Genomic DNA, 11,719 nt, shown 5'->3' with positions numbered 1-11,719 from the left:
CCCAAACCTTGACGAATTCTTTACACCGGGACACTAAGTGGTCTGCGAGCACTTGGGTTTCGACCAGGGTGAGCGCCTGCCATCTCCCTCTCAGCAAACAACAGTCAAGGGATTGGCGGTGTTGCTCTTCCAGACGTTCGTGGTGCCAGGAACCCGGTACTGGGCCTGAACGTAGTACTTCCAGGTGCCAAGCGCGGGTGACTGGTTGGAGTACCCGGAACTGGCGGGGTCGACGGTGTAACTCGTGCCAGAGGGGTCGGTCACGATAAGTACATAGGCGTTGGCCCGGGGTACCGAGCCAACACTCGACACAGCGATATTCAGCCGGTTTTTGCCCTTACCGCTGCCGCCGCCGGCGCAGCTTGCGGTGATTGATGCGACCGGGGGCTGCAGGACGAGGGCGCTAACCCGGAAACCGGACTGGCCCGATGCCGTAAACGCTGCGTGTGCCGCCGGGACGCCGACGAAAAGCGAAGACAACAGAAGCACCAGCAGCGCGCTGGCTCCCCCTGCATGGTTCCTGCCGGCCCCCACGATGTCCTTTCACCGATCCTGAAGGCCCATGGCCAACACTGCTTTCTACCCTCGCCTATGAATATCAAGAAAGTCTCAAGACCCCGTCTGGTTCGTATCAATCCCCGCGCAAACTCACGGTGATGCGCATCACAATACGGCCCTGACCTGCGCAGATCTTCATTCTTGACTAAATCTTGAGCCTATGCGGGGACACGTCTTGAGGCTCGCCCTGAATGGTGATGCGAGGTCAGGCCAAGCAGTGTGCCTGACCTTCCGCGGCCGGCCCATGTGGTGGGCCTTCACAGAAATGGACCTAAGCAAATGGGCATCATGAAGACCACTTCCGGCAAGATCCTCGCCTCCATCGCACTGGTTGGCACCGCTGCCGCGGTGGCCGGCATGGGCACCTACGGTGGGTTCACCGCCACCACTTCGGCCAGCCAGTCCGTCACCGCCGGCACCGTAAAGATCACCCTCGGCCAGACCACAGCTGACACCCTCAGCCTTCCCGTCGCGGGTCTGCTCCCCGGCGACACCGTCGAAAAGCTCGTTACCCTGACCAACACCGGCAACTCCGACCTTGGCACCGTCACCCTCACCACGGCAGACACCGCAACTCCTGTTTCCGCACTGTCCACCGACGGAACCAACGGCCTGAAGCTGCTCATTGAGAACTGCAGCACAGGCTGGACCGGAGCCGCCGCGCCCTACACCTGCTCCGGCAGCAAGACCACGGTCCTTGGCTCCTCCCCGATCATTGGGGCCAACCGTGCGCTGACCAACCTGACCGCACTCACCAACGGTAAGAACGACAACCTTAAGGTCACCACCACCTTGCCGTCCGCGGCTCCGGATGCTTTCCAGGGCGCCGCCAGCACCATCAGCTTCACCTTCGACGCCACCCAGCGGGCTGCGACGGTCAGGTAAAGAGCCGGCCGCCTGGAACTACTCCCTCAGACCTGAACGCGTGCCATGACTGCACCGCCCATCGCCCGTAAGCCCCATGGTCCGGCCGTCGAGGTCCAGGAAAGCAGTACAGCGTCCGGCTCCGGGCGGCTGGTCCACCTCCTCAGACGGTCCCTGACCGTCATCACGACCACCTTGTTCACCCTGGCTCTGGCCGCATTCCTGGCCCTGGCCATCGGGCCACGCATTTTCGGCTACCACACGCTAACCATGCTTACGGGGTCCATGTCCCCGCTGATCAATCCGGGCGACGTCGTGGTCACCAAGCCGGTTCCGGCCAGCGAGATCAAGGTCGGCGACATAATCACGTACCACATCCCGGTCGAGGACCAGCGGGTCGAAACCCACCGGGTCACCCAGGTGAGCACCAGCCCGGATGGGTCCATCGTCGTGCAGACCAAGGGTGACGCGAACAACGGCATCGACCCGTGGCTGGCCACCCTCAACGCCCCCACGGTGGACCGGCATGCCTTCACCATCCCCTACGTGGGGAACGCCATCCGGGCCATCCGCGAGCCAGTCATCCTGAACACACTCATGTATGGGGCTCCTGCCATCCTGGTCATCGGGGTGCTGAGGAACATCTGGGGCAAGGACCCATGGGCCAAGAAGCCTGAGCAGGCGGAAGCAGGTACACAAAAGGCATGATCGACGGCGTCGACCCCCAGATCATCCAGGACCTTGGCCGGGAGCTGAACAGTCCTCAGCTCGCACTGCGGTTTCTTACAGACTTCCTCGCCATGCTGCCGCCGCGGTTCACCCGCATCCAAACTGCTGTCGCCGCGCAGGACCGCGAGGATGCCATGGACGCCGTCCTCAGCCTCAAAATCACGGCGGCCATGACCGGTGCTTCTGAAATCGAAGCCAGCTGCCTGGCTTTGCAGGCTTCCATTAAGAACGAGGACTTCGCCGTCGCACAGGTGCAGACCCGGCAGTTGGGAGACATCGTGGCACGCCTGAACCAGGCTGCGCGGCCCTTTTCCACGATGTAGGGGTATCCCGCGTTGGGGCCGGTTCAAAAAATTTTGCGCCAGGCTGCATCCGGGCAGGGCATTCGGCCGGTAGTAGGGGTGTAAGCACAACGGCGGCCCCAAGGGGGCCCGAAAAAGGAGTTGGAAATGCGCAAGACACTCACTGCAGCCGCCGGAGCAACCACGCTGCTGGCAGCATTGGCCCTGGCCGCCCCGGCCCAGGCATCAACCTGGCATCACAGCCACGACGAGACGGCAAAACTCTCCGTCCTCCACGGCGTCCCTGGCCTGACCGTGGACGTCTGGGTGGATGGAAAGCTCACCCTGGACAATTTCAAGCCGGGCACCCTGGCCGGCCCTCTGACCGTTCCGGACGGAGACCATAAAATTGCCATCACCGGCGCGGACGCCACCAGCGCCGACAACCCGGTGATCGGCCCCGTTACCGTGGACCTTGAAGCCGGCGGGGACTACACGGCCGTCGCGCACCTGGCCGCTGACGGAACCCCCACGGCCACACTGTTCACCAACGACACAACACCCAGTCCTGACGGAAAGGGAAAGCTGACCGTCCGGCACGTCGCAGCCGCCCCGGCCGTCGACATCCTGGCCGGCGGGACCGCCGTCGTCAAGGACCTCACCAACCCCGACGAGAAGACCCTCACCCTCAAGCAGGGAAGCATCTCCGCCTCGGTGGCAGCGGCGGGAACCACCGCCCCGCTCATCGGGCCCGCCGACGTTAACGTCGCCGAGGGAAAGAACACCATCGTCTACGCCTGGGGCAGCCTGGCTGACAAGACCCTCGGGCTTGCCGTGCAGGTGGTGGACTCCGCCGCACGCGGGCACGACTGCGATGATGACTAATCCCCGGAAGCCCTGAAGAAATCCAGTCCCATCGATTTGTCCCCGGCGAAGCCGTTCAGAGCCCAGCCTCGCCGGGGACAATCACCGGGAACTCCCGCGTCCCTTGGCACCAGCCGACCCTAGCGGACCACATCGGGCAGCGGCATAATAGGCCTCAATCAGGCCTGTTGCCGCTCAAGGAGCACCCGATGGAGGCTGCCGCCAACCACGACTGGGACCCCGGCTTCGACCAGGCGTTTGCGGGCGGGGACGAGGGCGCCCTCGCCGAAGCGTACCGGAGGCTGGGCCCGCTGGTGTACACCCTGGCGCTCAGATCCCTGGGAGACCGAAGCGCCGCGGATGACGTCACCCAGGAAGTCTTCATCCGCGCCTGGAAGTCACGCACCACCTACCGGCCGGAAGCTGCACGGCTGCCCGCCTGGCTGGTGGGGATCACCCGAAATGCCATCAACGACGCACTGTCCGAACGCGCCCGCCAACGCCACCTGGAACAAGCCGCTCTCCATCTGCTCCCGGAGCCGTCCGTGGAACCGGAAGAAGGAAGTGTGGAGGCAGTGGCCGACCGCCTGATCCTTGACGATGAACTGGAACATTTAGGAGACCCGCAACAGTCAATACTGAGGCTGGCGTTCTACGATGACCTGACCCACGATCAGATCTCGTCACGCCTGAACCTGCCGCTCGGAACGGTCAAAAGCCATATCCGGCGCAGCCTCATCCGCTTGCGCACCCGCCTGGAGGTGGAACATGGAACACCTTGACGCGGAACTCCTGAGCCTGATGGCGCTCGGTGAGACAGCAGGCACGGACGCCGACGCAGACCACCTCGCCAACTGCCAGGAATGCGCCGAAACCCTGCGGGGCCTCCAACTGGTCCGGGACATCGCCACCCTCGAGCCCGCCGGCATCAAACTTGAGCAGCCCGGCCCCCAGACCTGGGCGGCGATCCATCAGGCCCTCGGGCTGTCGCCTGCCCTTGCACCGGATCCACTGACCCGGCCGGAGAGCCCAGGCATCAGGCTGGCTGCGGTGGAAACGCCCCCGCAGCCCGGCAACGAACCGGACGCCGCACCCCCTTTCCTGCGGCCTGCAACCAGAGACCGGCGCCGTCCCCGTCCCGGACTCTGGCTGGCGGCCGCCGCCGGCATCCTCCTGGGCACGGCCGCCGGCTGGACCGCGGCCGGCATCACGGGGCAACCGGGCACCCCTGTCCCCGGCCCCACCTCCATCGTCCTCGCCCAAACACCGCTGACCCCATTGCCCGCACACACAGGCAGCGGAGAGGCACAGGTGAGGCAGCTGCCCGACGGAACCCGCCAACTCACCATCCGTCTCAGCGCCGATAAGACCACGGGCTACCAGCAGGTATGGGTCGGCACCAGCGACCTCACCGGAATGGTCAGCCTGGGTGTCCTGGCCGACGGGACCGGCACCTTTACCATCCCCGCCGGGATCGACCTGGCCCAATATCCCATCGTGGACATCTCCGATCAGGCGTACAACGGGAATCCTGCACACTCCGACGACAGCGTCGCCAGGGGAAGGCTCAACTCCAAAACCTGAGGGTCCGGGCAGGCGGCACCAGCAACGCACGGGCTGTCCATGCCGCCGTGCCCGCCGGTGGCGGACTACTTCAACGCCGCCACCCGCCCGGGCTGGCTATGGCGGTGGCTCACCGGCCGGAAGATGACGTACGGGAACTACCAGATCAACGGCCGCCCGCTGCGCATGGACGGGATGAACAACTGGATGGCGTCCAACAAGAACCCGGGCGCCAACTGGGAGGACTTCGCCAAGCTCCGCGCTGAGTGGAAGGGGAACCTGGTGATCAAGGGCATCATGGACGCCGAGGACGCGGCCCGGGCGGTGAACGAGGGGGCGGACGGCATTTTCGTTTCCAACCACGGCGGCCGGCAGTTCGACTCCCAGCCGGCCACCATCGACGTCCTGCCGTCCATCGTCGAGGCTGTGGGCGGCCGGGCGGAGATTTACCTCGACGGCGGCATCCGGCGTGGGCACGACATCGTCAAGGCAGTGGCGCTGGGCGCCAAGGCGACGCTGGCCGGGCATCCCTTCGCGTACGCACTCGCCACCGGAGGGGAGCCGGCGGTTGATCGAGTGATCAGCATCCTCCAGGAGGAGTTGAAGGGAGCCATGGGCTTCGTCGGCAAGTCCGCCGTCGCGGGCCTGGACGCAAGCATTTTCGCGGGGGATGCCCAGACTGCGCCGGCTGAGAGCGTGCCCCTATAAGTCTTCGCAACCACTGTCCAGTAGGAAAGACGCCCGCCCCATTCAGTCAGGGGTGGGCATCTTTTGTCGAGCAATCTCCGGAAGTACGACGGCGGCACGCCCCGGAGCGTGAAACGCTAGTTGATGAGGTAAGAGTCCTCAGGCTCGATCGGACCGGCATGCTTCCTGACGAACGGCAGGGCACCCACCACGGCCTTGACCCCGATCGCAGGGAGCAGCACCGCTGCGGCGGCCACTGACAGGGCTGTGAAGCCAATAATCTCCAACGTCTCGCGCTTCGGCAGGCGGCGAGGTCGGGGCGCACCGTCCATGAGTTCCATCATGGTGACGAGGTTAGGGTTCCGCAGCAGGGATTACCCCGGTATCGGCTACCTGTCTTTGAACCCGGTCACTACTGGGAGAAGGAAAACCTACCGGTACCCGTCCACAATCGCAGCGGCGATCTCCTTGTAGGCACGCCGCGTCTCGGGCTTTAGCGCGTCCAGGGTCACCAGGTCGCCGTCGGCAACGCCACGGTCATGCGGCACGGCGATGAGTTCGCGGCAGATCCCCGCCAGGTGCTCCTCGATCGCGTCCTTGTCCACACGAGAGGACACCTCGTCCTTGTCCGTGATGACTACAACCGCGTTGCGGGCCAGGTCCTCGTAGCCGTGGCTGGCCAGCCAATGAAGTGTGCTGCGGGCCCGCTTGGCACCGGACACCGCATAGCCGGCGGCGATCACCAGGTTGTCGGCCGACTGCAGGATCCCGCTCATCGCGTTGTGGGTCACGCCGGTGCCGCAGTCCGTCAGCACCACCGAGTAGTAGCTGGAGATCAGTCTGCGGATCCTCAGGTACTCTTCGGCCGTCAGCGAGTCAGAGACCTCAGGGTCCTGCTCTCCCGCGATCAGGTGGAGCCGGCCTGCGTGGTGCATGTAACGGGCCAGCGAAGTCAGGGAGTTGATGGACTCGATGTTTTCCAGCAGGTCCGTGATGGTCCGGGGGCTGGACTGCTGGTAGATGCCTTCACCCAAGGCACGCTCCACCAGGTCACCGGAGTCCGGGTTGGCGTCGATGGCACATGGAGCATCGCCACGGTATTCGGCCAAAGTCAGGCCTACGCCCACCGTGGTGGAGGTTTTGCCGATCCCGCCCTTGAGGCTCAGGACGGCCGTGTTGTAGCTGCCCTGGAGCTGGCGTGAGATTCGGCGGCCCAGCTCGTCCTCCTGACGCTGCTTCGGCCCGGGGCCCAGGTTCCACGCGCCGCCGCTCATGTTGTAGAGGGCGCCGCGGATGCCGCCCCGGGGACGCGGCTTCTGCTCCTTGACGAACAAGCCGGGCGAGCCGATGAAGTCCGGCATGGGGCTTTCGTCGATTTCGTCGGCCACGGTGGGCCGACTTCGGCGGAACGCGGGGCCGTCCGGCGGCGGTGCGACGGCTTCCGGGGCATGTCCGCCGGAGGGGCCGCCCGGTACAGGAGCCGGCGCAGCGGCAGGTTCGGAAGCGATGGGCGCCGGTGAAGGATCGGCAGGAGGAGCGAAAGGCTGATGCGGGGGCTGCGCGGGGGAAGGCGCGCGGGAGGGCTTGGTGGCGTCGGCGGCAGCAGCCGCTTCCGCCCAGGAGGAGCGGCGTGATACCGGCTTCCCGGCGTCGCTGGAACTAGATGTATCGGGGGCAACGGCTGGCATGGTTCCTGTCCAGGCATCCTGAACTGAGCCGTCGGCACGACGAAGGTCGCGGCGTCGGCGCAGTTGCGGCTGCCCTGCATCCTCTGCTGGGTCGCCTGCATTCTGATCCGCCGGATGTGGCATGTCTGTCCCCCCGGACGTTCTCGGCAAGCGGTTGTGCGGCACTGGTTCAATCAGTAAGTCTAGGGGGTTCGGTACCAGGCGCTGCCCAGCAGGTCTGGTCAGTGGTGGATGAGGGCGGCTGAAACCACGGCCGCGGTGATCACCAGGAGGACGGCAAGAATGGCGTAGCCCACCCACTTGGGACGGCCTTTATGGGGGTTAATATCGACATACGGCATGGTCAGCGTTGATTGCCTCTGGGTGCGGGCGCGGTAGGGACGGGGATCCGGAGCGCGCGGCGCTTGAGCCTCAGCAGCTGGTACATGATGGCAAAGGGAACCAGCAGGGTACTCAGTAGAGCGGTCAGTGCGAGGGCATAGTCCGAAAACGTCACAGAAGCCTCCATTGGTAAGTAGTCTTTCCGTTCCCCATTTCAATGAACTCAATCACGCGTCAACGCATTTGACAAACGTGTCAACGAATCGGAGGTAACTGTGCCAACCCAGATGCGGGGCCGAACATCCACGATTGCTGCCCATATTGACAGGGGTGGTGCGCCTGAAGGTGCCGAAACAGCCACTCCAAACGGGACTAAAGCCGCAGGTCAAAGCCGATTTAGCCGATTCTCCGCGACAGGCTGGTGCACACGGTGTCAAGCGACGTGACAACGTAGTGACGGAGACCGGCCGCCCCATTGGCTGGCCCGGACCCCTCACACCCGGATCAGGGCTGAAGGAGGCCGCTGGCGACGTCGGGTGCCGACGCCCGGGTCAGAACGCTAGGGGCAGTACGCTGCCCCGCCCCTGGGGAAGCGTTCGAAGCCGGGGTTGATGGAGTTGCCGGTGGAGTCCCAGGTGTTCCGCGGGAAGCAGGTCGGCAGGGCCGGAACAGTCCCCGGCGCCCGGGGCGTCTGAGGTGATGTTCAAGGTGTCGCCGTCATGGGTTTGGGAGCCGAGCAGGTAATCGTTCCAGGGACGGAGAGCGCAGCCTGCCCGTGGTGGGGTGGCGGAGTGGGTGCCGCGAAGCTGGAGGCTGATGGGAGAGAGGGGTCCGCCGAGCTGGGACTGGTTGACGCCCAGGTAGGTTTCCTGGGATCCGTAGCCGGCCAGCCGGATGGCCTGGGCGCCCCGGTCCGTGAAGTTTGTTCGGGCCCGGCGGCGGGGACGGTGGCGGTCATGCCGGTGACGGTGGCGCCGTCCGCCAGGGTGGATTTGGTGTCGGCCAGGGCGCGTGGCGCGGTGCGGAGCCCCTGGCCGGTGCCGGTGGTGGTGAGGGCGGGGCGGCCGGCCTGGGTGCCGAGCGTGGTGCTGGCGGCGCCGTGCGTGCTGCTGATGCTGATGATGCGGGAGCCGGCGGGGAGGGCGGCGGCCTGGGCGTCCACGTCCGACGGCGGCACTAGCTTGAGTGCGGCGTCCGGGTAGCGGTGGGCCAGGTCGGCCGGGACGGGGATGAGGATGGCGGGCACGGAGGGGGCCAGGAATTCGGCCACGGTGGTGGGCGCGGTTTCGGCGCCCTGGGTGGTGAGGCTGATGCTGCTGAGCGTGGCGGTGGACTGGGTGGCGGTGCAGACGTCCCGGACGGCGGGGTCATATTCGAGGGCCAGGACCAACTGGTGGTCGGTGAGGTCTGCCGCGCTGAGGGGGGGCGTCCAGGACGATGGTTCCCTTGGCGGGTGCTTCGAGAAGGGTGCGGCCTTGGGCGCTGACGCGGATGGTGCCGGTGATGCGCGCGGGCTGCAGGCCCTGGGCGACCGGAACGGCGAGCTGTTGGCCTGACTGGCCGGGCATGGCCGAGACGGAGCCCAGGCCGGCGGAGGCGGTGGCCGGGCTGGTGTGGGACGCGGCGGCGTTGTCCGCAGGTACTGCGGCGGGCGCGGCGGCCGCGGCCGTGGCGGTGGCGGGCTGGAATTGGACGGCGGCAAGCAGGGCGCAGGTGAGAACAACGCTCCCTGCCCGGAGACGTGAGAGCATGCCTCCACCTTGGCGGGGCGAACTCAATTTATCCTGCGGTGCGCCCTCAAGGTTGACTCAAGAATGGGTGTTTATGCAGGTCAGGACTGATTTTCGACGCTGTGAGCGCGTTCTGTGGGCGGGTGGCGCGCTCAGCGCTCCACCGCCATCAGGACCACCCCTATGGTGGCAACGGCCAGAGCCGCCAGTGCCACATAAGAGATGTACCGCAGCCTGCGCTGCCGTGCATCCCGCTTCGAATAGCAAACGTCGTAACTTCCCCCGTGCCGGCTCATGCGCTGACCATAAGGAGCAAACCTCAAGATTGCCCGGGAACTGCCGTTTGTTACGAGGCTTCGTGGCTGCTGCGCCGGTTCTCCTGGAGCCGCTTGATGAACCACCGGGACTGCTCAGGGCCGTAGGGCAGGACGGGAATCGCTTTGGTGGCGTCGTTGGGGGTGTCGCGGATGGACTGGCGGGCCTGGCGGACGGCGGTGGTCATGGTGTTGGCCATAGTTTTGACGAACTGGTCGCTGCACGGCCTGCCGTGGCCGGGGATCAGGAATTCGTAACGGTGGCGCAGGGCGGAGATGTGCCGGAGTGCGTCGGCCCATTCCTCGGGGTACGAGTCTTCGAACGAAGGGTGGGCGCCCTGTTCCACCAGGTCACCGACGTAGAGAGTGGTGGCCGTTCCCGCCAGGAGATCACCGTCCGTGTGGCCGCGGCCCAGATAGAAGAGCGTTGCCGTGAGGCCGCCAAGGTCCACCCATACAGGCTGGTCCTTGACGATGGCGTTGGGAACCACGAGTTCGACGTTCTCGCCCTCACCGGCGGCCATCTCAGGCTCAAGCGTTCCAACGTGCCGACGCTGCACGTCACCACGCTGGTCAATCTCGCTTGCACAGTTCTGGTGCGCCCAGAATTCGGTGACGCCGGCTTCGGCGAAGACGGCGTTGCCGAAGAAGTGGTCGTAGTGGGCGTGGGTGTTGACGACCACGAGCGGCAGGTCTGTCTTCTCCCTGACCGCGTCCAGGATCTGGCGTCCCTGGCGGGGTCCGCATCCGGTGTCGATGACCATGGCGCGTTCAGAGCCGACAATCAGGCCCGTGTTCAGCAGGGATCCTTCAGTGACCAGTACATAGTTGTCCATGCCGACTTCGAGCCATTCCGACATTATTTTCGTACCTCCGGCAAAGCAGTGTGCGTCCGTCTGGTGACCGATTGTACCCACTCCGCATAATCCATGCGGAACTGCAAGAGCGATTACGCGGGATTTGCGTCACCCCTGCCTTCGAGATGGAGCCGTCCCGACAACAGGGTCTCCCGATGCCTTCACACGTGCAAAATCCTGCGGACTTGGCAGTTCGAATAGCCATTTGACCGGGATGAATCGACGGAAGGAAGATAGGACAAACCCGACCAGCATAGCCGCCAAGAATACAGCAGGGATCAAGAGATTTATGCCGGTCGTCCCATGAGTTGCACGGACTATTGCCAAGATTATTGGGAAGTGCGCCACATAAAATACAATCGAATTTACGCCCATGAATAGCAGCGGACTCAGAAAGCTCTAATTCGCAATCCTGTTTGCGACTCCAGAAATCCCCACTATACCGCAGATGACAAGGGGAGCATATTGGCCTCGGTGCTCAACGCCAATGCTAATGGAAAGCATTCCCACGACAGTAGACGCAACAAGACAAACCGAAACCACCCACACATTTCCTATAAGGCGTTCAAAAATGCCTTTAGAATGTGCGGCCAAATTCCCCAAGAAAAAATGCGCCCATGTAGAGAAACCGCCTGGTCAAACCATCAGCTTGTGTGTCCACGGAATCGAAGCAAGCAGCATTAATATTGTAAGAATCCAATGAGGCAACTTCCTAAATACCGGCGCTATACAATAGTAACAACCGATAAAGAAGAGGAACCATAGGTAATCGGTGGCTATCCAGGAGCGGGGATTCAGCATTGCCTGGATCCCAGAAAATACGCCTAGAAAAATGGCAGCCCAAATTACGTAGGGCCATCCCACATAACGCAGCTTTCCCACGTAATACCCGTAACGTCCCCTTAGTAAGGGATCGCGGGAGTAGCATCCCAGAAAGGAACATCAGGGTTGGCATGCGAAAGGGCAGGAAGAAAGTGTTCAACTCTGCTATCCATCTCGGCACCCGTAACCGTTCAACGCGGGTATAGCTTGAGCATGCCAAGCAATGACCAACACAATGGCCAGCCCTCGGACAAGGTCCATCCACAGGTATCCGCGGCCGCTTTTCGCATCACGCATGAACTTCCCCCACGGCAAATAGCAGTTAGTTGATCCTACCCGCTGCACGTCCGCCAGCTCGATTGTTGCGTCTGACGCGCTCATCACCTGAACAGATTTGGCGAGTACCCGGCGCATGGGCTTGCGCCCAAGTGCGGCTGCCGG

15 protein-coding genes are annotated in these 11,719 nt (G+C 64.1%); 7 read left to right on the top strand and 8 right to left on the bottom strand.

Annotation, left to right across the window (positions count from 1 at the left end; translation table 11 throughout):
* Positions 1-90: 90 nt before the first annotated feature.
* Complete coding sequence (locus IEW19_RS03260) at positions 91-534, bottom strand: hypothetical protein (RefSeq protein ID WP_229748291.1); 444 nt, start codon at positions 532-534, stop codon at positions 91-93.
* Positions 535-837: 303 nt separating this feature from the next.
* Between IEW19_RS03260 and IEW19_RS03255 the strand changes: the two genes are divergently transcribed.
* From IEW19_RS03255 to IEW19_RS03225, 7 genes are all read left to right on the top strand, one after another.
* Positions 838-1,443 (top strand): TasA family protein, encoded by a 606-nt coding sequence (locus tag IEW19_RS03255; protein ID WP_188570245.1) that lies wholly within the window; start codon positions 838-840, stop codon positions 1,441-1,443.
* Between the two features lie 45 nt (positions 1,444-1,488).
* On the top strand, positions 1,489-2,130 hold the full coding sequence (locus IEW19_RS03250; protein ID WP_188570244.1) for a signal peptidase I: 642 nt from the start codon (positions 1,489-1,491) through the stop codon (positions 2,128-2,130).
* Positions 2,127-2,474: an Hpt domain-containing protein gene (locus IEW19_RS03245; RefSeq protein ID WP_188570243.1), complete on the top strand. Its 348-nt coding sequence runs from the start codon at positions 2,127-2,129 to the stop codon at positions 2,472-2,474. The genes IEW19_RS03250 and IEW19_RS03245 overlap by 4 nt, the downstream gene beginning before the upstream one ends.
* A gap of 126 nt (positions 2,475-2,600) precedes the next feature.
* Positions 2,601-3,317, top strand: a complete 717-nt coding sequence (locus tag IEW19_RS03240) for a DUF4397 domain-containing protein (RefSeq protein WP_188570242.1) — start codon at positions 2,601-2,603, stop codon at positions 3,315-3,317.
* A gap of 188 nt (positions 3,318-3,505) precedes the next feature.
* Complete coding sequence (locus tag IEW19_RS03235) at positions 3,506-4,078, top strand: RNA polymerase sigma factor (protein WP_188570241.1); 573 nt, start codon at positions 3,506-3,508, stop codon at positions 4,076-4,078.
* The gene (locus tag IEW19_RS03230; RefSeq protein WP_188570240.1) at positions 4,065-4,880 is read left to right on the top strand and encodes an anti-sigma factor; all 816 of its coding nucleotides are present in this window, start codon (positions 4,065-4,067) and stop codon (positions 4,878-4,880) included. The genes IEW19_RS03235 and IEW19_RS03230 overlap by 14 nt, the downstream gene beginning before the upstream one ends.
* A gap of 39 nt (positions 4,881-4,919) precedes the next feature.
* Positions 4,920-5,567, top strand: a complete 648-nt coding sequence (locus tag IEW19_RS03225) for an alpha-hydroxy acid oxidase (RefSeq protein ID WP_188570239.1) — start codon at positions 4,920-4,922, stop codon at positions 5,565-5,567.
* Positions 5,568-5,683: 116 nt separating this feature from the next.
* Here IEW19_RS03225 and IEW19_RS03220 read toward each other — a convergent pair whose 3' ends face one another.
* The 7 genes from IEW19_RS03220 to IEW19_RS03190 form a co-directional block, all read right to left on the bottom strand.
* Entirely contained in the window at positions 5,684-5,890 is a 207-nt protein-coding gene (locus IEW19_RS03220) for a hypothetical protein (RefSeq protein WP_229748290.1), read from the bottom strand.
* Positions 5,891-5,977: 87 nt separating this feature from the next.
* On the bottom strand, positions 5,978-7,234 hold the full coding sequence (locus tag IEW19_RS03215) for a MinD/ParA family ATP-binding protein (RefSeq protein WP_229748289.1): 1,257 nt from the start codon (positions 7,232-7,234) through the stop codon (positions 5,978-5,980).
* A gap of 343 nt (positions 7,235-7,577) precedes the next feature.
* Positions 7,578-7,730, bottom strand: coding sequence for a hypothetical protein (locus IEW19_RS03210; protein ID WP_188570237.1), 153 nt, complete (start codon positions 7,728-7,730; stop codon positions 7,578-7,580).
* Positions 7,731-8,258: 528 nt separating this feature from the next.
* Positions 8,259-8,945 carry a hypothetical protein gene (locus IEW19_RS03205; protein ID WP_188570236.1) on the bottom strand — a complete coding sequence of 229 codons (687 nt, stop codon included), beginning with the start codon at positions 8,943-8,945 and terminating at the stop codon, positions 8,259-8,261.
* Positions 8,923-9,306 (bottom strand): hypothetical protein, encoded by a 384-nt coding sequence (locus tag IEW19_RS03200; protein ID WP_188570235.1) that lies wholly within the window; start codon positions 9,304-9,306, stop codon positions 8,923-8,925. The genes IEW19_RS03205 and IEW19_RS03200 overlap by 23 nt, the downstream gene beginning before the upstream one ends.
* A gap of 131 nt (positions 9,307-9,437) precedes the next feature.
* A complete protein-coding gene (locus IEW19_RS03195; protein ID WP_188570234.1) occupies positions 9,438-9,581 on the bottom strand; it encodes a hypothetical protein in 144 nt (47 codons plus the stop codon).
* A gap of 50 nt (positions 9,582-9,631) precedes the next feature.
* Positions 9,632-10,459 carry an MBL fold metallo-hydrolase gene (locus IEW19_RS03190; protein ID WP_188570233.1) on the bottom strand — a complete coding sequence of 276 codons (828 nt, stop codon included), beginning with the start codon at positions 10,457-10,459 and terminating at the stop codon, positions 9,632-9,634.
* Between the last annotated feature and the right edge of the window lie 1,260 nt (positions 10,460-11,719).

Origin of the sequence: Arthrobacter liuii (assembly GCF_014639275.1) — a bacterium.
Lineage (GTDB): Bacteria > Actinomycetota > Actinomycetes > Actinomycetales > Micrococcaceae > Arthrobacter > Arthrobacter liuii.
The sequence above is the reverse complement of the archived record's forward strand: the minus strand, read 5'-3'. Positions and strand labels throughout refer to the sequence as shown.

Bases quoted from the DNA above. Each gene is read 5' to 3' on its own strand.
- IEW19_RS03255 (WP_188570245.1), top strand. From the start codon at position 838: ATGGGCATCATGAAGACCACTTCCGGCAAGATCCTCGCCTCCATCGCA.
- IEW19_RS03235 (WP_188570241.1), top strand. From the start codon at position 3,506: ATGGAGGCTGCCGCCAACCACGACTGGGACCCCGGCTTCGACCAGGCG.
- IEW19_RS03200 (WP_188570235.1), bottom strand. From the start codon at position 9,306: ATGCTCTCACGTCTCCGGGCAGGGAGCGTTGTTCTCACCTGCGCCCTG.
- IEW19_RS03215 (WP_229748289.1), bottom strand. From the start codon at position 7,234: ATGCCAGCCGTTGCCCCCGATACATCTAGTTCCAGCGACGCCGGGAAG.
- IEW19_RS03190 (WP_188570233.1), bottom strand. From the start codon at position 10,459: ATGTCGGAATGGCTCGAAGTCGGCATGGACAACTATGTACTGGTCACT.
- IEW19_RS03250 (WP_188570244.1), top strand. From the start codon at position 1,489: ATGACTGCACCGCCCATCGCCCGTAAGCCCCATGGTCCGGCCGTCGAG.
- IEW19_RS03220 (WP_229748290.1), bottom strand. From the start codon at position 5,890: ATGATGGAACTCATGGACGGTGCGCCCCGACCTCGCCGCCTGCCGAAG.
- IEW19_RS03225 (WP_188570239.1), top strand. From the start codon at position 4,920: ATGCCGCCGTGCCCGCCGGTGGCGGACTACTTCAACGCCGCCACCCGC.
- IEW19_RS03230 (WP_188570240.1), top strand. From the start codon at position 4,065: ATGGAACACCTTGACGCGGAACTCCTGAGCCTGATGGCGCTCGGTGAG.
- IEW19_RS03195 (WP_188570234.1), bottom strand. From the start codon at position 9,581: ATGAGCCGGCACGGGGGAAGTTACGACGTTTGCTATTCGAAGCGGGAT.
- IEW19_RS03240 (WP_188570242.1), top strand. From the start codon at position 2,601: ATGCGCAAGACACTCACTGCAGCCGCCGGAGCAACCACGCTGCTGGCA.
- IEW19_RS03245 (WP_188570243.1), top strand. From the start codon at position 2,127: ATGATCGACGGCGTCGACCCCCAGATCATCCAGGACCTTGGCCGGGAG.